This is a genomic window from Hyalangium gracile, from assembly GCF_020103725.1.
GTDB lineage: Bacteria > Myxococcota > Myxococcia > Myxococcales > Myxococcaceae > Hyalangium > Hyalangium gracile.
This window is the reverse complement of record NZ_JAHXBG010000010.1, coordinates 360,742-381,805: the sequence shown is the minus strand read 5'-3', so window position 1 is coordinate 381,805 and position 21,064 is coordinate 360,742. Positions and strand designations below refer to the sequence as shown.

Here is a 21,064-nt window from a genome sequence, read left to right as displayed (position 1 = left end):
GAAGGAGTTCTTGCACCCTCGAGGGAGGTTCCCGGACCAAGGGAGCCGCTCTGCCATGAAGGTGCCCTGTGAGCGGACCGGTTCCCAACTGGTATGACAAGCAGACCAGTTCGGATAGGGTCCGCCCGACAGGGGGGCGGATCGGAGGCGAGGGTGGACTCGGGCCCTCTGCGTCGGGCCGGCCTGGGCTCAGAACACGAACGGGAAGCGGACCGGGCCGCCCTGCTCGCGGTGCCGAGGGAACGTCCAGGCGCGGATTTTCTCCTCCAGACACAGGGCCAGCGGCGTGCCCCGGAGCTTCGCGGTCTCCGTGACGACGTCCGTCACCCGGCCGCTGGGCAGGATGGTCCAGCGCACCACCACCTTGCGGCTGCCGTCCTCGGACTGGAGCTTCTGGGCGCTGACGCACGACGTGATGTCCGCCTTGTTCGCGACCACCACGGAGAAGACGTCGGACTCGGCGAGCGAGGCGGGAGGCTCCTTGGGCGTCGGCGCGGGAGGAACCCAGACCGTGCGTTTGGCGGGCACGGCCCGCTTCGCGGGATCGAAGAGCTCGCGCTCGAAGTCCTCGTCCAGGCTCAGCTCGTCGTCCTCTTCCTCCTCCTTCGCCTCGGCGGCTCGAGCGGCCACGGCCTTGGGAGCCGAAGGCTCGGACTGGAAGGCCAGCTCCGTCTTCGTGGGCTTGCTCATGGACGGATCCACCGGCGCGGGGCGCACCGAAGCGACGGCGCGCGGCGGAGCGGCCACGGTCTCGGCTCCCGTCGGCGTCGGCCGGGCCAGCGGCGTCAGCGTGGAGCCAGGCGTCGCCTTGGAGACGGCAGCGCCGCCGAGGCCGGAGCCAGCACCGACGGCCGGCACGAGCGCCGTGACGTCCGGCTTGGAGACGCCACTGCTCGCGATGCCGGAGCCCGCGCTGATGGCCGGCACGGGGGCCATGGCATCGGCCCTGGCAGGCTCGGAGGCCGGAAGCGGCGTGGCGCTCAGCGGGACGGGCGCCGTCAGCTCCGGCTTGGAGGCCACGGCAGCCCGGGGCGTCGTCGCGTTCACCGGAGCGCGCGCGGGAGCCGAGGTCGTGGCCTCGCCGCCGCGGGCGGGCGTGGTGGTCTCGGACGAAGCTCCACGAGCGAGCAGGCCTCCCCCAGCCGACAGGCCGAGCAGCCACACCGCGCCGCTCACGAGTATTCCGCCCACGAGCCCGCCACCGAGCGCGAGCCAGGCGCCTCCCCGAACGCGTACCTCCACCCGCGTGGGCGGAGTCGCGGGCAGCAGCGCGTGCACTCCGGCGACGTCCTGGGCGCGAGGCGCGTCTGGCACGGTGTCCGGCTCGGCCTCGAGCGCGGGCGCCGTTACGGGCTCGGGCTCCAGGACTGGAGGCGGGAGCGAGGGCGCCAGGATGGGCAGCGGCGGCGGTGTGTCCTCCGCGAGGATGCGCAGGGCCTCGGCGCCCTTGAGCGGGAAGTCCAGCGCGTCGGCGCGAGGGTTGGGCACCAGGTCCTCGGGCGTCGAGGGATCGAGATTCGCCCGAGGTGACAGGAGTTCCGCCAGCCCGTGCACCCGGCACACCGGCTGCCAGCCATCGAAGCCCTTGCGCCAGCACAGCGAGTCGGGCCCCAGCTCTCCGCGCTCCCAGTGCGTCCGCAGCGCCGCGATGTCGAGCGGCCCCGCCACCTTCTCACCCAGCCCGATGTACCAGGCCTGTCGCGCGGCCTCCTCGCGCGCCTCGCGCGGATCGAGGAGCAGGCCGGAGCTGCTTCGGAGCAGCTGCTCGGTCAGCGCGCCCAGGCGCTCGGACGCCGCGGGGACCGCCGCGACGACCAGGTTCTTGTCCGTGCGGAGCATGCTGACGATCGCGTCGAGCTCCGCTTCCGACATGCCGCCCAGCACGGGCGAGCGTGCGCTGTCGGGTCCACTGGAGGCATCTCCTCGCGCGATCGTGAGGCTGCTACTACCGTCCTCCTTCGAGCCCATGAGTCACCCCTTTCTGACCCTCCTAATGGAGCGCTCACCGGGGCGAAACGTCAACGGAGACTCGCTGCGCGGAGGTGGACGCGCGCCGCACTCTTCGCGGATCCGCAGCGGAAAAATTCCGCTCCGCGCCAGGATCTGCCGCTGTTCTCTCCCCCTGGCGCACCTTCGCGGATAGATGCCGCACGTGGAGGCAATGCCTCACCCGGGGCCGCTCAGCGAGGTGCCACTTGCTCCAGGAAGCCCACGAGCAGCGCGCGGAACTTCTCGGGTGCCTCGAGGTGCGGCGAGTGGCCCACGCCCTCGAGCACCTCCTCGCGAGCGGTGCCGCCTCGCGCGCGGTACCTGTCGAGCAGCGCGCGCATCTGTCCCACCATGGGCTGCGGAGGGAACACCGACTCGCCCGGCCAGCCGGGCACCAGGCCCAGCTTGCCGAGCTGGCCGAAGTCGAAGAGCGAGCTGTCCGAGACGATCTGATCCGAGTCGCCTCGGATCCACAGCACGGGCGGGCGCGGCGAGATGTCCGCGAGCGCCGTGAGGTTGCAGTAGCGCCCCGAGAGGGCGTTGTTCATGCCCAGCCTGCCCGGCGCCACGCCCGGCCAGTTCGCCGAGGGCTCCATGTTCCCCGGGTACGTGCCATCGCTGACGGCCATCCGGAGCATCTCCGAGACGAGCACGTCCTCGCGCGCACGCGGCACCCGGAACGGAGGCCTGAAGTAGAACTGGTTCATCACGTTGCGCGGGGAGAAGGGGCTCTCCTCCGAGGTGTCCTGGCCCGCGATGCGCTTGACGAACTCCGGGTTCGCCCCGCCGCCGCCACACCCGGCGAAGTCCGGCCAGCAGGGCGCCCCGTCCAGGCCCTTCGTGCCGCCGAAGCCGTAGGGAGACACCGGCGCCATGAGGATCAGCGAGGTCACACGCTCCGGGTGATCGATGGCGAACTGCATCGCGACACCGCCGCCCGCGGACCAGCCCAGCAGGTGCACCTTCCGCTTCGCGGGGAGCACCTCCGGCTGGCTCAGGAGCTCGAACAGGTCATCGGAGAAGTCGCGCATGCCGCGCGTCGCATCGATGGGCGCGCGATCCGAGCCGCCATAGCCGCGCAGGTCCGGAGCCAGGCACCGGTAGCGCGGCGGCATCGCGGCCATGAGCTCCTCGTAGAAGCGGCCCGAGGAGACGTTGCCATGGAGGAGGACGACGGGCTCGCCACCGGGAGCGCCGCTCGACAGCAGGTGCGTTCCGAGTCGGGAGGTGGCGAGCTTCGAGGAAGAGATACCCGGCAAGAGGTTCGCAGCGGTCATCCGATGTCTCCTGGTGGAGCCATCTAAGCAGTGAGCGCCGCCGGGTTCACGCGTGCTTCACACGTGAGCCCGTCGTTCCCGCGCGGAGGCCGCGGGCTCAGCGCCCGCCAGTGCGCTTCGAGCGAGCCGCCTTGCGCGCCGGAGCCGCCTTCCGGGCGGTGGACTTCTTGGGCGTCTTCTTCTGCGCGGCGGTCGGCTTGCTGCCCGAGGTGCGCTTCGCGGCCGACTTCCAGCTGCCCGCCGCGTCGGTCGTGGACTTGAACCGCCCCTTGGTGCCCGCCGCCTTCTTCGCCGCCTTCTTCGCCGTCTTCTGGGAGGCGGGCAGCTTCTTCTCGGGCTTGCGCCTGGCGGTGGTGCGAGCCGTCCTGGCCGTCGCGCCCGACTTGCCCCGCTTGCGCGCGCTGACCGCGCCGGTGTCATTCACGCTCAGCACCGGCTGCGGCTCGGGAGCCGAGGCAGCGGGGGGAGCTTCAGGAGTCTCAGCGTTCACATCCGGAGGTGTCCGGACCTCACTCGACATGCAGGTTCCTCCTTTGAGGATGTGCCGAGGGTAACCACCTCCTCCCCCAGGCGCCCAAGCCGTGGGGGGCGGGAGTGAGCTCCATTCGACGAATGCGACACAGAGCGGGTCGACGATTCGTCCGATCCTGGCGCTTCCACTGCCCGCTGAGCCGAGTGTCCCGCTCAGGCGAGGGAGGCGGGCAGCAGTCGCGAGCGCAGCCCCGAGGAGATGACCCAGAGCTGGTGCGAGGCGCGGGTGATGGCCACGTGCAGCTTGCGCCGGGTCTCGTCCGTCTGCGGCCAGGCTCGCGCCGTGGCATCCGGGAGGATGACGTAGTCGAACTCGAGGCCCTTGATGCTCTCCACGTCCGTGACGTCCACGCCGGGCTCGAAGGTGAAGTCTCCCGTCAGCACCAGGCGCACGGCCGGCATGTCATCCACCACCTTGTGGAAGGCCCGCGCGGCCTCGGGCGTGCTGGCGATGACGGCCACCGAGGCGCGCGGCTCCCGGTCGAGCAGATCCTTCAGCGCGTCCCGGACGAAGAGCCAGGCCTGCGCCTCCTCCGGGAAGTGGTGGAAGCCCACCGGCACGCCCTCGCGCGCGTTCTTGGGCGGAGCCTCGGGCGCCAGGGGGCCCAGGACGTGGCGCGCCAGCTCGATGACGGGCCTGGGGCAGCGGTAGGACACCGAGAGCCGCACCGTCGCCGCGTCCTTGACGCCCAGCTCCGCCATGGCGGTGGGCCAGCCGGCGAAGCTCGTCGTGGTCTGCTGCATCTCGTCGCCCGCCAGCGTGCAGCTGCGCGTCCGGCCCAGCTGCTGGCCCACCACCGCCAGCTCGAAGAGCGAGAAGTCCTCCGCCTCGTCGAGCACGACGTGCGCCAGCGGGTCCGTGCCCAGGTGCCCGTGCCGCATCTTGAGGAAGAGCAGCAGCGGCAGGTCCTCCACGTCCACGGTGCCCGCCAGCTCGTCCGGTGTGGACTGGTCCAGGGACAGTCCGTCCACGGTCGCCAGCGCCTCCGGATCGTACCCCTCGAACTCCTGCGTCAGCGGGGTGGCCAGCTGCAGCATCGTGTGCCGCACCGTGTCCTCGATGGCCGTGGTGGGCAGGTCTCCCTTCGAGGCGGCCACCACCTCGGCCAGCAGCGTCCGGTCGGTGAGCACCTCCGCCAGCCGCTTGCGCAGCTTCTTCAGCGACGGGTCCGACAGCTTCCGCTTTCCGAGCTGGCGCTCCAGCACGGGCCGCAAGGCCGGGTGGCGCTTGAGCCGCGCGGTGAGGGCCGGCTTGTCCGGGGACAGCGCGATGGACTTCACCCCGAACGCCGTGCAGGCCGTGGCGTAGGCCCAGGCGTCGAGCGTCTCCACGGACACGTTGCGCAGCTCCAGCGGGGCGAGCAGTCGCTTGGACAGCCGCGCCAGGCCCTCCTCGGGGACGATGACCTTCATCCTCGAGGGCAGCGAGGCCGCGCGCAGATCGAAGGTAATCTTCGCCAGCCGGTGCAGGGCCACCGTCGTCTTCCCGCTGCCGGCGCTCCCCAGCACCAGCAGCGGCTGGTCCGCGGCGACCTGGAGCGCCTGGAACTGCTCGGCATCGAGCTGCGCGGTGACGTCGAACCGGGCCGCGCGCCCGGCCTCGCCCGTGCCCACGCCGAGGCTGCCGGCTCGCACCGCCGTGCCCGCTCCGCCCGAGAGCACGGAGGTGAGGCCGCCGACCTCTCGCCACGCTCCCTCGGGCGTCCGCTCCAGGTGGAGCGTGCCGGCGCGGATGCGGGTGAGCACGCCGCGCTCGAGGACCACCAGCCGCCGGGCCTCGACGACGCCCTCGGCGAGCCGCTCGCCGAACCACTCCTCGTAGTCGTCGCCCTCCTCGTAGCCGTAGAAGACGCGCGCCACGGGGGCGAAGCGCCAGTCGATGATGCGCACGCCCACCTGCGCGTCCGTGAAGGTGGTGCGCCCCAGCAGGTACTCGTTCGAGGTGCCCTCGTGCCGCTTCAGGCGCAGATGCGCGAAGTAGGGCGTGTTCGAGTCGGGCAGCGTCGCCGAGGCGTCGCGCTCGAGGAGGCCGCGCGTGTTGTCCAGCTGCTGGAAGAGGGCGGGCAGGTCGCTCTCGACGGCGGTGCTCGCCTCGTCGCGCAGCTCGGTGAGCCGCTCGAGCAGCGCGCTTCGGTCCTGGCCTTTGCTCGACCGGATCCGCGCCGCCTGGATCGCCGAGCGCACGCGCTCGAGCAGCGCCTCCTCCTCCTCGATGATGGCGCGCGCCTGGGCGCTGAGTTCTTCCTGTGGCTGGCTCATGGAAATCCTCGCGCTGGAGCCGGCGGCTTCCACCCGGATCCGTGGCGCAAGGTGAACCCTGGCGACGGATTGGTCAACCCCTTGGATTTCCTTGGGGATTTGTTAGTTTATGTGGCGCGGAGATTCCGAGCGTCGAGCGCGCGACGTCGCCCCTGTGCACGCGCACGGGGTTGACTCGACGAGCCGTCTCACTCCACGGACGGTGACCGTCTCGCTCCAGAGACTGTGGCGACAGCCGTCCCACGCGGCGCGACTGGGAGCGCCACACCCAAGTGACTGAAGAGACTCGGATCCGCGGAGCTTCGCGGGGGTGACGCGCGAGAGCGCGCGCGTTGGCAAGCCGGCTGCACAGGGCCGCACCGCTCGCGGCGCACCTGGCTGTCCGTCTCTCTCCACTCCGCGCCGCGCTCGAAAGGAAGCCTCATCATGAAGAGCCTGCGTTTCATCTCCGCCCTGTTGCTCAGCACCCTCGTCACCGCCTGTGGCGGCTCCGGCCACGACTTCGTGGGGACCTACACCGCGTCGGGCACCGCGACGATGTCCATCGACGACTATGAGGACAACACCACCCAGCTCGGCGGCACGGTGACCATCTCGGAGGGGATCGGGTCCGATCTCATCCTCACCGACCCCTCCGCTCCCAACTGCGTCATCCCCCTCAATGTCCAGGACGGTGTCGCGCTCGTCGCCCAGGGCTCCTCGTGCACCGAGAGCGTCGACGGAGTCCGCGTCACGATGACGTTCAAGGCGGGCTCGGCGACGAGCAACGGCAAGGTCGTCCAGCTCACCTACTCGGGCACCCTGAACGCCGTGCTCTATGGTGATACCTATCCGGGCTCGTTCACCACCACCGCCACGCTCATGCGCGTGGGCAAGTAGCTGCTGACGGGCCGGGAGCGCCTCGAGTCCGAGCGCGCTCCCTCCGGGCCTCGCAGCGCGTGAACTTCCGGGGAAGTTGTGCTTGCTTGCGCGCGCTCATGGCCACTCCGCTCGTGTATCGCCGCTATGGCGGCTCCCTCCAGGTCGACATTCCTCACTTCGACGCGCTCGTCGAGGCCATCCACATCCCCGAGACGCAGTGGATGGCCACCGCGTGTCCGCTCGAGGGCCTCCAGTGTGACCCGCGCTTCCTGTCCTTCATGGACGCCGATGGCAACGGGCGCATCCGCGTCGCAGAGGTCCGCGAGGCCGTGAAGCACACGGCGAAGCTCCTCCAGTCCCGAAAGGGCGCGGATGCTCGCAGCGACGTGCTCGAGATGGACGCGCTCTCGCCCGAGGGGGCGAAGCTGCGGGCCGCGGCGCTGCGCATCCTCGGCGCCCTGAAGGTCACCGACACCGCGCGCATCTCCCTGGAGCAGGTGCGCGCCAGCGAGAAGGTGCTGCGCGAGGCGGGCCTCAACGGCGATGGCATCGTCGCTCCCGCCTTTCTGCCGGAAAAGGTGCGCGGGCTGGCCGCGCGCATCATGGCCGCCTTCCCCGAGGTGAAGAACCGCGCGGGACAGGCCGGCATCGATCCTCCCACGCTCCAGCGCTTCCGCGAGGCGCGCGCCGCGCTGCTCACGCACATGGCCCAGAAGGAGGCCGTCCACGTCTGGGGCGAGCCGAGCCTGGAGCGCGCCCGGCGCATCGCCGCGGTGAAGCCCTTGCTGGACGCGTACTTCCTCCAGTGCCGCGTGGTGGCCGCCCAGCCCGACGCCGCGGCCAGCCTCAAGCTCCCCGCCGGCCGCGTGGAGGGCGCGCTGGGAGACACCGCCGCGCTGGAGAAGGCCGCGGCGGTGCTCCCCATCGCCCCGCCGAAGCCCTCGGGGGGGCTCACCTGGGCCGAGCTGTACCGAGGGCCTGCCTTCGAGGTGCTGGAGGCGTTCCGCAAGGACGTGGCCGCGCCCGTCACCGCAGACGCGGAGAAGCTGAGCGACGCGGCCTGGAAGGAGCTGTCCTCCAAGGCCGACGCCGTGCTGGCCTGGCAGGCCACGTTCGACGCCAGCCCCGTGCGCGGCATGGTGGCCGAGCTGCCCTCCATCGCCGATGGGGACCTGGCCACGCTCGAGGCCGCCAGCCAGGCGGACCTGGCGCTCAAGGAGGAGCTGGACGCCATCACCGAGCTGGAGCGGCTCATCCTCTTCCAGCGCTGGCTGCTGCCGTTCGCCAACAACTTCATCAGCATGCCGGACCTCTACACCGCGAAGAAGCGCGCCCTCTTCGAGAAGGGCACGCTCATCCTCGGTGGCCGCAAGTACACGCTGGCGGTGCTGGCCCAGCCTCGCGCCGCTCACGCCGCGCTCACCAGCCAGGGCACCACCTGCATCCTCTATGTGCAGGTGACGCCCAGGGAGGGTGGCCCGGGCTACGAGGTGGCCGTCCCCGTCACGCGCGGGCGCAGCGCCTACCTCGAGGTGGGCAAGCGCGGCATCTTCCATGACGTCGAGGGCAAGGAGTACGACGCCCTGGTCACCCATGTCTTCCGCCAGCCCGTCTCGCTCTGGGAAGCGATGACCATGCCGTTCCAGCGCATCGGCCGCTTCATCTCCTCGAAGGTGGAGGCCTTCGCGTCCTCCGGGGACAAGGCCTTCGAGGAGCAGCTCGAGAAGGGCTATGCCAGCACCACCGCCGCGGCGACCGCCGCCGCCACCGCGCCCGGGGCCGCTCCCGCCGCGGCTCCGGCGCAAGGCGGAGGGCTCGCGGGCCTCATCGCCGCGGGGGGCATCGCGTTCGCCGCCCTGGGCTCGTCGCTGGCCTTCATCGTGTCGCAGGCCAGGTCGCTCACCCTGGTGGACGTCCTCTCGGCGGCCATCACCATCGCCGCGGCCGTCATGCTCCCGGCGGGGCTGTTCGGGTGGCTCAAGCTGCGGCGGCGCAACCTCGCGCTGCTGCTGGAGGGCTCGGGCTGGGCGCTCAACGATCGGCTGATGCTCACGCCGGACCTGGCCGCGCTCGTCACCCGGAAGCCGCGGCTGCCCAAGGGCTCCACCATCGATCGCACCGACTCGCTGCGCTCCACCGTCTCCGCCTTGCGCGGCGACGAGGAGGCGGAGCAGGAGGAGGGCATCCCAGGGCTCGTGAAGCTCCTGGTGGTGGTCCTCATCCTCGGAGCCCTCTTCTGGCAGGCCCGCGCCCCGCTGGCCCGCTTCGCCTGCGGCCACCAGTGGCTGTCCTCCCAGACGTGCGGCGCGCTGCTGCCCGCCGAGACGCCACCCCCTGGCACCGCGACTCCTTCTCCTTCCAGCGCACCTCCGCCCTCAGCAGCGCCCTGAAGCGCACACGGGAAGAGCCTCCTCCTGCCTATCTTCGGACAGTGCGAGTCCAATTCGACCTGCCAGAGTTCGCCTTTTCATCTTTGAAGGCGTATTAAGCTGGATTTTCTGGGAAGGATGGCTGAAAGTTCTCTCTCAGCGGATTAGTGAAGCATTCCTGTTCACTTCCGGGTGTTCGCGCTGGGAGGCAGTCCATGAGGGCAGCACATCGACAGGGTTGGTGGGTCTCCCTGCTGATGGCCAGCGCGATGGCCGCCGGGTGCACGGGCGGGAGCTCGGGTCCGGCGGAGCTCTTCCTGGACTCGGTGGTGGGTGCCATCACCACCTCCGGCAAGGCGGACCTGTGGGTGGCCTCGGTGACGGGGCCCGCGAGCGCCACGTCCGGCAGCGGCTACTTCGTCACGGTGGCGGCGTGCAACCAGGGCGCGGGCAGCGCCGACTCGCAGGTGAAGCTCTATCTGTCGGCGGACCCGAGCATCACCGCCGAGGACACGCTGGTGGGCAGCGCGCCGACGGGGACGCTGCACTCGAAGCAGTGCGCCACGCTGAACGTGCGGACGCGGGGCCCGGTGAGCGTGGCCAACGGGCTCTGGTACCTGGGCGCGGTCATCGACTCCGACGGCGCCGTGAGCGAGGTGTCCGAGACGAACAACACCCGCGTGGGGACGCGCATGGCCATCGGCTCCGGCGCGGAGCTCCAGGTGGCGCAGGTGAGCGCTCCGGCCAGCGTGTCTCCGTCCGCTCGCTTCGAGACGAGCGTCCAGGTGTGCAACCCGGGCACTGTCGCCGCTTCGGCGGACGTGGACGTCTATCTGTCGGCGGACACCACCGTGGCCGCGGATGATACGTGGGTGGGCAGTGCCTCTTCGGGCCCGCTGTCCGAGGGCCAGTGCACCACGGTGGTGGTCTCCTCTTCGGCGCGAGTGCCTCGCGGCCCGTGGCACGTGGCGGCGTGGGTGGACCGCGCCAACGCCGTGCCGGAGCTGGAGGAGCAGAACAACATCCGGCTCGGCAGCCGCGTGGTGGTGGATGACGGGCCGGACTTCACCGTGTCCGCCGTGAGCGGCCCGTCCAGCCTGCCGAGCGGCTCTTCCGAGCCCATCGCGCTGACGGCCACGGTGTGCAACCAGGGCAACGTGGCGGCGTCCACCCAGGTGGAGGCGTACCTGACGGCGGACTCCGCGCTCTCCGCCGCGGACATCCTGGTGGGCAGCGCCCCGGTCGAGTCCCTGGCGCCGGGCCAGTGCGCTCCGGTCAGCATCCGTGGCTCCGCGAGCGTGGGCAGCGGGCTGTGGTACCTGGCGGCGTGGGTGGACCGGGCCAACACCGTGTCGGAGCTGGTGGAGGGCAACAACGTTCGGCTCGGCCAGCGGACTCCGGCGGGCAGCGCGCCGGACCTCGCGGTCTCCTCGGTGAGCGGGCCTGGCAGCGTGGCGGTCGCGCAGTCGGTGCGAGCCACCGCGACGGTGTGCAACCAGGGCACGGCCCGGAGCGCCGCCACCGCCGTGGCCTTCTTCCTGTCGCTGGATGCGACCATCACCACCGCCGACGCCCTGCTGGGCCTCGCGCCGGTGTCCGAGCTGCGGGCCGGCGAGTGCACGCCCGTGGAGCTGACGGGCCTGGCCAACGTGCGGGAGGGAGCCTGGTACGTGGGCGCCTACGTGGATGGCGACAACGCCGTGGCGGAGCTGTCCGAGAGCAACAACCTCCGGGCGGGGAGCCTCGTCGGAGTGGGGGACCGGGCGGACCTGTCCGTCTCGCGCGTCGCCGGTCCGGCCTACCTGCGGGACGCGCAGGCCTTCATGGGCCAGGTGGAGGTGTGCAACGAGGGCACGCGGAGCAGCGGCGAGGGCGCTCGGGTCGGCCTCTTCGTGTCGAGCGATGCAACCGTCACGGTCTCGGACACGCTGCTGGGAGACGTGAGCCTGCCGGCGCTCGCGGCGGGGGAGTGCACCACGGTCTCCATCTCCAGTGGCGCTGGTGTTCCGCAGGGCACGTGGTTCCTGGGCGCCATCGCCGACGTGTACGGCGGAGAGCCGGAGCTGCTGAAGGACAACAACAGCCGGGTGGGAGGCTCGCTGGCGGCGGGCTCCACGCTGGCCGCCCTGCACGCGCCGGCCCGGTTCCCGTCGGCGCCGTCCTTCACTGCCACCGTCGCCACGCGGAACTGAGGTATCGCCTCCTTATATAGGCGGCGGTCGGGTTCGCCCCGGGCCAGGTTTCACGTCTCCCGTAAAAGGCTGCTCAACCTGAAACGAGCAGAGGGTTCAGGCCCCCCCGCGGCCGGTCCACCCTCCTGTCGGGCGCGGTTCTTCCGAACTGGTCTACTTGTCATACCAGTTGGCTACTGGTTCGCGCACAGGGCGCCTCCCTGGCCAGGCCGTTCCCTGGCACAGGAGCCTCCCTCCAGGGGGATGAACTTTTCGGAATGACATGGGCAGAGGGGTAGAACAGGTCCTCATGAGGACGCTCCCTTCGTTTCGACTCCTGCTGTGGATCCTGCTTGCCCTCGGGTGGACGGGTTGCGCCACCACGGCGCCCGCTTCCGAGTCCGCAGGCCCTCAGGCTCTCGTCGCGGAGAAGACGCCCGCTCCGGCCGAGCCACCCGCGGCGCCCACTCCGCCCGAACTGCGCCTGCCGAAGAACGCGCGTCCCCTGCGCTACAGCGTCGAGCTCACCGTCGTTCCCACCCAGGACACCTTCCAGGGGAAGATCGACATCGACCTGGAGTTGACCGAGGCCAGCTCGCTGCTCTGGCTCAATGCCACCGACCTGAAGGTGTCCTCCGCGCGGCTGTCGCTCGGAGGCGCCACTGTGGCCGCTCGTGTCGTGCCCGGTGGTGCCGACTTCGTGGGCTTCGCCTTCGAGCGACCCGTGGGGCCCGGGCCCGCCCGCCTCTCGCTCTCCTATGAGGGCCTCATCGACAAGGAGCGCTCTCGGGGCCTCTACCGCGAGCAGGAGAAGGGTGTCTGGTACGCCTATACCTACTTCCAGCCCGTGGATGCCCGCCGCGTCTTCCCGTGCTTCGACGAGCCCCAGTTCAAGACACCCTGGCGCCTCACGCTGCGAGTGCGCGCGGGGGACGTGGCGCTCGCCAACCCGCCCATCGAGTCCGAGAGCCCTCCGAGCGCCGAGGGGCTGAAGACCGTCACCTTCGCCGAGTCGAAGCCGCTGCCCAGCTACCTGGTCGCCTTCGTCGTCGGGCCCTTCGACGTGGTGGACGGGGGCACCTTCGGCCGGGCTCGCACGCCGCTGCGCTTCGTCCTCCCCCAGGGCCACCGCGAGGAGCTGGGCTATGCCCTGAAGGCCACACCGCGCCTCGTCACCGCGCTCGAGGACTACTTCGACATGGAGTACCCCTTCGGCAAGCTCGACGTCGCCGTGGTGCCGCGGCCCGAGGGGACGCTGGAGCACCCGGGAATCGTGGCGCTCGATCGGACGCTGACGCTGATTCCTCCCGGGGAGGAGACGCTCGCGCGGCGGCAGAACTACTCGCGTATCGCCATCCACGAGCTGGCCCACTACTGGTTCGGTGACTACGTCACCATGGCGTGGTGGGACGACCTGTGGCTCAACGAGGCCTCCGCCAGCTGGCTCGAGGCGAAGCTCATCGACCAGCTGGAGCCCACGTGGAAGGAGTCCCAGGAGCGCCTGTGGGAGCTCATCGCGGCCCTGGGGACCGACGGGCTCGCCTCCTCCCGCGCGCTCCGCCAGCCCGTCACCTCCCGCACCGACTTCGAGAGCGCCTTCGACACCACCACCACCTATTTCAAGGGCTCTGCCGTGCTCGGCATGTTCGAGCGGTGGATGGGCGAGGAGGCCTTCCGGCGCGGCATCCGACGCTACGTGCGGGAGCACGCCTGGGGCACCGCCACCGCCGCGGATCTGTTCGCCGCGCTCAGCGCGGAGGCCGGGCGCGACGTGGGCGCCGCGATGAGCACCTTCCTCGAACAGCCCGGCGCTCCGCTCGTCTCGGTGGAGCTGGAGTGTGCCCAGGGGCAGGTGCCGCGGCTGAAGCTCTCCCAGTCCCGCTTCTTCACCCGCGAGGCTCCGCGGGGCACCACCCTTCCGGCGCAGCGGTGGCACATCCCCGTCTGTGTCCGCTACGGCACGGGCAGCGCCCAGGGCCGGGCGTGCACGCTGCTGACCGAGCCCGCGGGAGAGCTCGTCCTGTCCGAGGCGAAGGCGTGCCCCGCCTGGGTCTCCGCCAACGAGGAGGCGCGGGGCTACTACCGCGTGGCCTACAGCGAGCCGCTCCGTCAGAAGCTCGTGAAGGCACAGCTGAAGCCGCTCACGGCCCGCGAGCGCGGCGCCTTCCTCGCCGACCTGCGCGCGTTCGCCAGCACGGGCCGGCTGCCGCTGGACGAGGCGCTCGGGATGATGCCCGGACTGCTGAAGGAGCCGGACCGCTCCTCCACGGAGGCCGGGCTGTCGATGCTGGGCCTGCTGCGCCCCGACGCGCTGCCGGACGAGTGGCTCCCGCGCTACCGGCGACTGGTGCGCACGCTGCTGAGCGAGCGGGCGCGGGCGCTGGGCTGGAGGACACGGCCCGGGGAGAGCGAGGACACCCGGGAGCTCCGGAGCATGCTCGTCACCATGGCGGCCATGGGAGGCGAGGATCCGGTGCTCGTCTCCGAGGCGCTCTCGCTGGCGAAGGCGTGGCTGAAGGACGGCACGAAGGTGGATCCGGATCTCGTGTCGCCGGTGCTGCACGTGGCGGCCTCCGCCGGAGACAAGGCCTTCTTCGATGCCCTGGTGGCGCAGGCCCGGAAGGCGGAGCAGCCCGAGGATCGGGCACAGCTGCTCTCCGCGCTCGGGAGCTTCCGGGAGCCGGCGCTGGCGAAGCAGGCGCTGACGCTGCTGGTGGATGGGAGCTTCGCGCCACGCGATGGCCGAGGGCTGCTGTTCACCGCCCTGGCCTCGCGCGAGACGCGAGCGCTGGCCTACGTCTTCGTGAAGGAGCACTTCGACACGCTGGCCGGGCAGCTCACGTCGATGGAGGCCTCGCAGCTGCTGTTCGGAGCGCCGGGCTTCTTCTGTGACAAGGCCTCGGTGGAGGACGCCCGGGCCTTCTTCACTCCGCGAGCGAGCCGCGTGGATGGAGGGCCGCTGGTCCTGGCCCGGGCGCTGGAGCGCGCGGAGCTGTGCGCCGCCATGTGGGAGCGCAACGGTCCTGCAATCACCGCCTTCCTCCGTCGTTACTGAGGAGGGAGGCCTTCCTGTGGAGCAGGCCGGTCACTTCGACTTACACTTTTCAGATGGATGCACGCGAGATGCTTCGGCAAGCGTTTCCAAGCTATGGGCCGGACTGGGACGCCGCCATCGAGGAGGGAGTGGACGTCTCGCTGCTCGAGGAGAACCTACGCCTGACTCCGACCGAGCGAATCGAGCAGCTGCAGCGGATGACGGAGCTGTACGAGGCGCTGCGCCCCAAGGGAGTCCCTGACGATGCAACGGACTCCTGAGCTCCTTCGCCTGCTGCTCGATGCGGAGGTGGAGTTCGTCATCATCGGGGGCGTGGCCGCCATCGCCTATGGCTCGGCGACCTTCACACAGGACTTCGACGTCACGGCCTCCTTCCGGGAGGAGAACCTCTCGCGACTGCTGACTGCACTCGGTTCGCTCCATCCAAGGTATGCGCTCGCCGTACCGAAGCGCCCCGTGACGGAGACTGCCGCGGAGCTCTCCGCGAACCGCAACCTGTACCTGCTGACGGACCTGGGCCGTCTGGACGTCTTGTCGGAGGTCGTACCCGTGGGCTCCTATGAACAGGTAGCGGCCAGAGCGACCACCCTGGAGCTTTATGGACGTCCCTGCCGCATCATCAGCCTGGACGATCTCATCACCGTCAAGCATCACCTCGGGCGAGACAAGGACCGCCTCGTCGAACGTGAGCTGCTGGCACTTCGTGCCCGGCAGCAAGCAGGCAAGCCCTGATTCGATGGGCTCACGCTTTTCGTTCAGCCTGTGCCACCCGGGCTGGACCTCTCCCCTCGCACCGCGGGGGAGAGTGGGGCAGACTCGGTGGCTGTGGGTGGAAGCACCCGTGCGGGCTGTCCCCGCGCCTGGGAGGAGACGTCATGATGTCGTTGTGTAGCTGGGTCGTCTTCGGCTTCATCGTGGGCCTGATCGCCCGCTTCGTCATGCCCGGCCAGCAGAACATGGGCTTCATCCGCACCACCCTGCTGGGCGTCGGTGGCTCCTTCGTCGGCGGCGTCATGTCCGCCCTCATCTGGGGCGGCAACTGGAAGAGCCCCTCCCCCTCCAGCTGGATCGGCTCCATCGTCGGCGCCATCGTCCTGCTGCTGATCTCCCAGGCGCTCTCCTCCAAGCGCTGAGCGCCCCAGCCGCCCCGAGGAGCCCGGGGTGGGCCTGCCAGGGCGGCGGCTCCCGGCCAGCCGGAGGGCAGCACACCCGACAGGAAGATGGTCGGAAAGCGCGAGCCTCGCCTCGTTCTGTAGTAAGTGGCCCCTGCTGGCAGCGTTCCCACGCTGCCCCTGCAGCAAGGAAAGGCGAGGACATGCGGAAGATCTGGATACTGGCGGGTGCGCTGGCGTTGGCCGGCTGCAACAAGCCCGCGGAGAACAAAGGCGCCGAGGGTGGCTCGGCGGGTGCGACCACGGGCGCGAGCGCGAGCGCGAGCGGTGGCTCGGGCACGGCCGCCAACCCGCAGACCGAGGACCAGAAGACGCTGTACGCGCTGGGCCTCTCCATCGGCCGGAGCATCACCGGCTTCGGCCTGAGCGCCGAGGAGCTCGAGTACGTCAAGGCCGGCATCTCCGCCCAGGTCAAGGGCGAGAAGCCCGCCGTGGAGATCGAGCAGTACGGGCCGAAGATCTCCGCGCTCCACACCACCCGCCAGTCGGCCAAGGCCTCCGGTGAGAAGGAGAAGGGCAAGGCCTTCCTGGAGCAGGCCGCCAAGGAGGAGGGCGCCAAGAAGACCGAGTCCGGCATGGTCTACAAGGAGCTGACGGCCGGCACCGGCGCCCAGCCCAAGTCCTCGGACATCGTGAAGGTGAACTACCGGGGCACCCTCATCGACGGCACGGAGTTCGACAGCTCCTACAAGCGCAACGAGCCCGCCACCTTCCCGCTCAACGGCGTCATCCGCTGCTGGACGGAGGGTGTGCAGATGATGAAGGTGGGCACCAAGGCCCGCCTGGTGTGCCCGTCGGATCTCGCCTATGGCGACCGCGGCGCTCCGCCGAACATCCCGGGCGGATCCACGCTCGTCTTCGAGGTGGAGCTGCTGGACGTCACCCAGGGCATGGCGCCTCCCACCTCGCCCATGCCGATGAACACCCCGGGCACCCCGCCCCCCGGCAAGTCGGCCACCCCGCCGGCCCAGGGCAAGCCCGCGGGCGCGCCCACCAAGTAGCAGCCCTCCGCGCCCGCCGCCGCCCCTGAGCGTCAGCCGGCGCCGAGTCCCCGAGGCCCCCGGTCGGACCTGTCCCCAGGTCTGGCGCGGGGGCTTCGTTCATGCGGGCGCTGGCGGGCTCCCGCCGCGTCGCAGTCCTCCTCACTCCTCGTGAAGGCCCGAGCCCTTCTGTCATGGGCTGAGCACCTGGATCCTCCAGCACTCCACACCGGAGAAGGCGGATCCACTGTCCCGCGGGGGCCCCCCTTGGAGGCTTGCGCCTCATTCCTAGATTCCTGGGACTGACGGGGAGGGATGCGATGAGCGTGATCAAGGAGTGGACGTTCGGCACCCACAGCGCTCGCTGGGAGGCTCCGGACCTGCTGCGCCTGACGTGGCGCGGCCCCACTCGGATCGAGGATGTCGACAACGTGCTGACCATCTTCCAGGAGGCCGCCGCGGAGCGACCCATCTTCGTCATCTCGGATGTCTCCGGCTCCACCATCGACAAGGCGGCGCGGGAGCACCTCTCCCAGAACCTGCGCGCGGAGTGGTTCCACGGCCTCATCTACGTGGGGGCCGACGCGCTCCAGCGCGCCATCACCAAGGCGATCGTCATCGCGCTCTACTTCACCGGGGCGTGGCGCGTGGACGTGGAGTTCGCCGAGACGGAGCTGGAGGCGCTGCGCATCGTCTCGCGCATCCGCCGGGTCCGGCGCCTGGAGGAGCCGGGCACTCGCGAGCCCGCCATGCCCCTGGAGCTGGAGCAGCCCCAGGCCATGGCCTGAGCCGCTCGCCTCAGCGCGTGGCCTGAGCGTGCACCCAGTCGCGCAGCGCCTGGGGCTCCAGCGGCAGATCATCCGGCCACACGCGCGCCGTGCCGTCCTGGCCGGCCGACAGCACCTGCCGCCCATCCGGCGAGAAGGCCACCCAGAGGACGGGGCCCTGGTGTCCATGCAGGGCCCGGCTCTCGCCGCTGCGCAAGTCCCACAGCCGTGCCGAGCCGTCCGCGCTGGCGGTGGCCATGCGCTGGCCGTCCGGGGAGAAGGCCAGGCTCAGCACGGTGCCGGCGTGGCCGAGCAGGTGTCCAGTCGGCCTGTCCTCCGCCAGGTGGGTGCGCATCACGAGGTGATCGCCCAGGCTGCTGGTGAGCAGCTCACGCCCATCCGGAGAGAAGCGCATCGTGACGACGCCGGTGCCGCTCAGGTCCTTCCTGATGCCCGGGCGCGGCTTGCCCTCCAGCTCGAGGGGCAGCGGCTGCACCCAGGCGGTGTGGTCCGAGCTCGAGGAGGCCAGCTGCAGGCCATCCCGCGAGAACTCCACGTCCACCACCTCCAGCTGGTGGCTGTAGACGTGGCGGCCTTCACCGCTCGCCAGCTCCCAGAGGCGCACCTCTCCATCCGTGCTCCCCGAGGCCAGCGAGCGGTGGTCCGGTGAGAAGGCCAGCGCGCGCGGGCTCTTGGCGTGCCTGCCCAGGGAGCGCCCCTGGCCGGTGGCCGTGCTCCACAGCCAGAGCTCGCCGTCGGCGAGGCCCGCGGCCACCCACGCCCTGTCCGCCGAGAGCGTCAGTGCCTCGATGCGGCCCGTGGGGCCCTTCAGCTCCTGGGTCCGCTGGCCCTGGCTGTTCCAGAGCGCCACCGAGCCGTCCTGTCCCGCCGTGGCCAGCAGGCTGCCGTCCTCCAGCACGAAGGCGGCCGTCATGTCGCCAGCGTGGGCCTTCGTCACCAGGGCCGGGGTGCCGTCCAGGGCGGACAGGCGCACCGTGCCATCTCGCTTGCCGGCGGAGAGCACGTGGCGGCCATCCGGCGTGAAGGCCGCGGCGGAGACGACGCCGCGCATGAGCTCGCGGATCTCCCACGGGGTGACGTGGCGCCAGTCCAGGGAGACGGCCTCCTCCGGGAGCGCCCCGCCGTGGCTCGCCACGGTGAGCGGGTAGCGCTCCGCCAGCTCGTGGAGCCGCGTCGTCCCGTCATGGCTGGCGGCCGCCAGCCACTGGCCGTCCTGCGAGAAGGCCACCGAGCTGACCGTGGACCGTGCCCCATGCAGCACGCGCAGCCGCCCGGTGGCCACCTCCCACACCCGGGCCTTGGTGTCCTTGCCGCCCGCCGCCAGCCACCGGCCATCCTCGGAGAAGGTGAGCGTGCACTTCCAGCTCGGGGCGCTCGGCAGCGAGCGCGGAGGTCCGCCGCTCTTCAAGTCCCACAGCAGGATGGGGTCCATGGAGGCCTGGGCCGCCAGGTAGCGCCCGTCCGGCGAGAGCGCCACGACGCTCACGGACCTGCTCCCGCTGTCGAGCGTCCGGGGTGCCGCCGTGGGCGAGTCCCACAGCAGGATCTTCCCGTTGTCGGTGCCGACGGCGAAGGCCTCGGCCCGCGTGGAGGTGGCCAGCGCGGTGAGGTAGCGCGTGTGGGCGAGGAGGAGCTCGCTCGCGCCCGTCTCCACCTCCCAGCGCCGGACGCTCCGGTCCTTCATCCCCGCGGAGACCAGGTACCTTCCGCCCTGCATCAGCCGGAGGTCCAGCACGCCGCCCTCGTGGCTGCCCAGCAGGAAGGAGGTGCCCGTGGCCAGGTCCCAGCGGAGGAGCTTCCCGTCGTAGCCGGCCGAGAGGAGGTAGCGCCCGTCGGGAGTGAAGGCGGTGAAGATGACCGGCAGCTTGTGGCCCGCGAACTCCCGGATGGTGCCCGTGGAGCGCTCCCACACCTTCACCAGGCCCTGCTTGCCACCGGCGGCCACGTAGCGCCCGTCATGGGAGAAGGAGCTCCTCCACACCTCGTCGTCGAAGGTCATCACGACGCGGTCCTGCCCCGAGCGCGCGTCCCACAGCCGGATCGTCTTGTCGTCGCTGGCGGTGACCAGCTCGCGGCCATCCGGAGACAGCTCGATGTGGTTGATGGCGTGGGTGTGGCCCTTCAGGCGCATGGGCAGGCCCTGCGCTTGAGCCTCACCCGAGAGGATGCGAGCCCGCCCCCAGTCCTGGAAGTCGGGCGAGAGCGAGTCGAGCTGGACGAGGACGCCGTCCGGGGACTCCTCGAACGCGTGGCGGGCCTGCAGCAGCACGAGCTCGTCGGCGCGCTGGGTGAGCTCCGCCTGGCGCTGCCGGGCGAGATCCCGCTCCTGCTGGGCGATGTCGCGCTCGTGGATGATGTGGCGGTGGGCGCTGGCCGCCATCAGGAGCAGCACCACCAGCATCACCCCGCCCACGGCGAAGGCCCCGCGGTGCTGGCGCACCAGGCGCACCAGCTTCTCCCAGAGCGTGTACTGGTGGGCCCGCACGTACTGGCCCGCCTGGAAGCGGCGCAGGTCCTCGGCCAGCTCGCGAGCGCTGGGGTAGCGCCGCGCCGGATCTCTCGCCATGGCCCGGGAGGCGATGTCCAGCAGCTCCTGGGGCAGACAGTGCTGGAGCGTGCCCAGCGGCGTGGGCTCCTCGTGGAGCACGTGCTGGAGCACCTCCTGCGAGGTGGTGCCCAGGTAGGGCGCCCGGCCCGCCAGCAGGTGGTAGAGGATGGCGCCCACCGCGTAGACGTCCGCGCGCTCGTCCACGGGCTGGCCCGCGGCCTGCTCGGGTGGCATGTACGCCGGCGTGCCCATCACCGTGCCCAGCTGGGTGCGCTCGGTCTCCGGCGAGCCGGCGCGGCTGGCCTCCTCCTCGATGGCCGGCTCCGGCGCGTCGAGCTCCTTGGCCAGGCCCCAGTCAATGACGACCGTCTCGCCGTACTCCCCCACCAGCACGTTGGAGGGCTTGAGGTCCCGGTGGATGACGCGCTCGCAGTGGGCGTACGCCATGGCCTCGGCCACGGCGAGCACGTGGGGCAGCGCGGCCAGGCGCTCGTCCACGGTGGTCATCGACTCGATGAGCCGGGCCAGGGAGCGCCCCGAGACGAGCTTCATGGCGTAGAAGGGCTCGCCCCCGGGCCAGCGGCCGGCCTCGTACACCGGGACGATGGAGGGGTGCTGCAGGCGCGCGGTGATGCGGGCCTCGCGCAGGAAGCGGCCCTGGGTGGAGGTGCCGGTGGAGATGGGCTCCTTGAGCGCCACCACGCGCTCCAGGTGGAGGTCCTGCGCGCGGAGGATGCGGCCGTGGCCGCCCTCGGCGACGACGCCCTCGAGCAGGTAGCGCTCGCGATCCACCAGCGGCAGGTTCCAGCTGAGCGGGTCCACTCCCGCCTGGGAGGGCGTCCGCTGGCTGGGGTGCAGCGTGGTGGCGAACTCGTCCGAGGCCGGGGTGTTCTGGCTCGGGGCTCGGTGGAGGGTGGAGGCCTCCCCCTCGGAGAGGGGAGAAGCGGCGTTGACGGACTCTTTCATGACGGAAGGAAGCCTCGACTGCGTGAGACGAGCCTAGACCGGGTGCCCTCCGCGCTCCCAACCGGCCCGAAGGAAGCGCGCCGGGTAGACACCTACCC

14 protein-coding genes are annotated in these 21,064 nt (G+C 71.0%); 9 read left to right on the top strand and 5 right to left on the bottom strand.

Going from position 1 to position 21,064, the window contains the following annotated elements:
* Window positions 1-189: 189 nt before the first annotated feature.
* The 4 genes from KY572_RS22635 to KY572_RS22620 all read right to left on the bottom strand — a co-directional run bounded on the left by KY572_RS22635 (window position 190) and on the right by KY572_RS22620 (window position 6,056).
* Complete coding sequence (locus KY572_RS22635) at window positions 190-1,968, bottom strand: AgmX/PglI C-terminal domain-containing protein (RefSeq protein ID WP_224244999.1); 1,779 nt, start codon at window positions 1,966-1,968, stop codon at window positions 190-192.
* Between the two features lie 212 nt (window positions 1,969-2,180).
* Complete coding sequence (locus KY572_RS22630) at window positions 2,181-3,266, bottom strand: alpha/beta fold hydrolase (RefSeq protein ID WP_224244998.1); 1,086 nt, start codon at window positions 3,264-3,266, stop codon at window positions 2,181-2,183.
* Between the two features lie 97 nt (window positions 3,267-3,363).
* Window positions 3,364-3,786 (bottom strand): hypothetical protein, encoded by a 423-nt coding sequence (locus KY572_RS22625; protein WP_224244997.1) that lies wholly within the window; start codon window positions 3,784-3,786, stop codon window positions 3,364-3,366.
* Window positions 3,787-3,950: 164 nt separating this feature from the next.
* Window positions 3,951-6,056, bottom strand: a complete 2,106-nt coding sequence (locus tag KY572_RS22620) for an ATP-binding domain-containing protein (RefSeq protein ID WP_224244996.1) — start codon at window positions 6,054-6,056, stop codon at window positions 3,951-3,953.
* Window positions 6,057-6,482: 426 nt separating this feature from the next.
* Here KY572_RS22620 and KY572_RS22615 point away from each other — a divergent pair, with 426 nt between their 5' ends.
* The 9 genes from KY572_RS22615 to KY572_RS22575 all read left to right on the top strand — a co-directional run bounded on the left by KY572_RS22615 (window position 6,483) and on the right by KY572_RS22575 (window position 17,452).
* Window positions 6,483-6,935, top strand: coding sequence for a hypothetical protein (locus KY572_RS22615; protein ID WP_224244995.1), 453 nt, complete (start codon window positions 6,483-6,485; stop codon window positions 6,933-6,935).
* A 98-nt stretch (window positions 6,936-7,033) separates the two neighbouring features.
* Entirely contained in the window at window positions 7,034-9,307 is a 2,274-nt protein-coding gene (locus tag KY572_RS22610) for a kinesin (protein WP_224244994.1), read from the top strand.
* Between the two features lie 194 nt (window positions 9,308-9,501).
* Entirely contained in the window at window positions 9,502-11,478 is a 1,977-nt protein-coding gene (locus KY572_RS22605; RefSeq protein WP_224244993.1) for a CARDB domain-containing protein, read from the top strand.
* Window positions 11,479-11,767: 289 nt separating this feature from the next.
* Window positions 11,768-14,512, top strand: a complete 2,745-nt coding sequence (locus KY572_RS22600; RefSeq protein WP_224244992.1) for a M1 family metallopeptidase — start codon at window positions 11,768-11,770, stop codon at window positions 14,510-14,512.
* 68 nt (window positions 14,513-14,580) lie between these two features.
* Complete coding sequence (locus KY572_RS22595) at window positions 14,581-14,772, top strand: hypothetical protein (RefSeq protein ID WP_224244991.1); 192 nt, start codon at window positions 14,581-14,583, stop codon at window positions 14,770-14,772.
* Window positions 14,756-15,244: a nucleotidyltransferase gene (locus tag KY572_RS22590; RefSeq protein ID WP_224244990.1), complete on the top strand. Its 489-nt coding sequence runs from the start codon at window positions 14,756-14,758 to the stop codon at window positions 15,242-15,244. Before KY572_RS22595 ends, KY572_RS22590 begins: the two co-directional genes overlap by 17 nt.
* Window positions 15,245-15,387: 143 nt before the next feature.
* Window positions 15,388-15,645 carry a GlsB/YeaQ/YmgE family stress response membrane protein gene (locus tag KY572_RS22585; protein ID WP_224244989.1) on the top strand — a complete coding sequence of 86 codons (258 nt, stop codon included), beginning with the start codon at window positions 15,388-15,390 and terminating at the stop codon, window positions 15,643-15,645.
* Window positions 15,646-15,827: 182 nt separating this feature from the next.
* Window positions 15,828-16,685: an FKBP-type peptidyl-prolyl cis-trans isomerase gene (locus KY572_RS22580; protein WP_224244988.1), complete on the top strand. Its 858-nt coding sequence runs from the start codon at window positions 15,828-15,830 to the stop codon at window positions 16,683-16,685.
* A 299-nt stretch (window positions 16,686-16,984) separates the two neighbouring features.
* Window positions 16,985-17,452, top strand: coding sequence for a hypothetical protein (locus tag KY572_RS22575; protein WP_224244987.1), 468 nt, complete (start codon window positions 16,985-16,987; stop codon window positions 17,450-17,452).
* Window positions 17,453-17,462: 10 nt separating this feature from the next.
* Here the strand turns inward: KY572_RS22575 and KY572_RS22570 are convergent, their stop codons facing one another.
* On the bottom strand, window positions 17,463-20,966 hold the full coding sequence (locus KY572_RS22570) for a serine/threonine-protein kinase (RefSeq protein ID WP_224244986.1): 3,504 nt from the start codon (window positions 20,964-20,966) through the stop codon (window positions 17,463-17,465).
* Window positions 20,967-21,064: the final 98 nt, after the last annotated feature.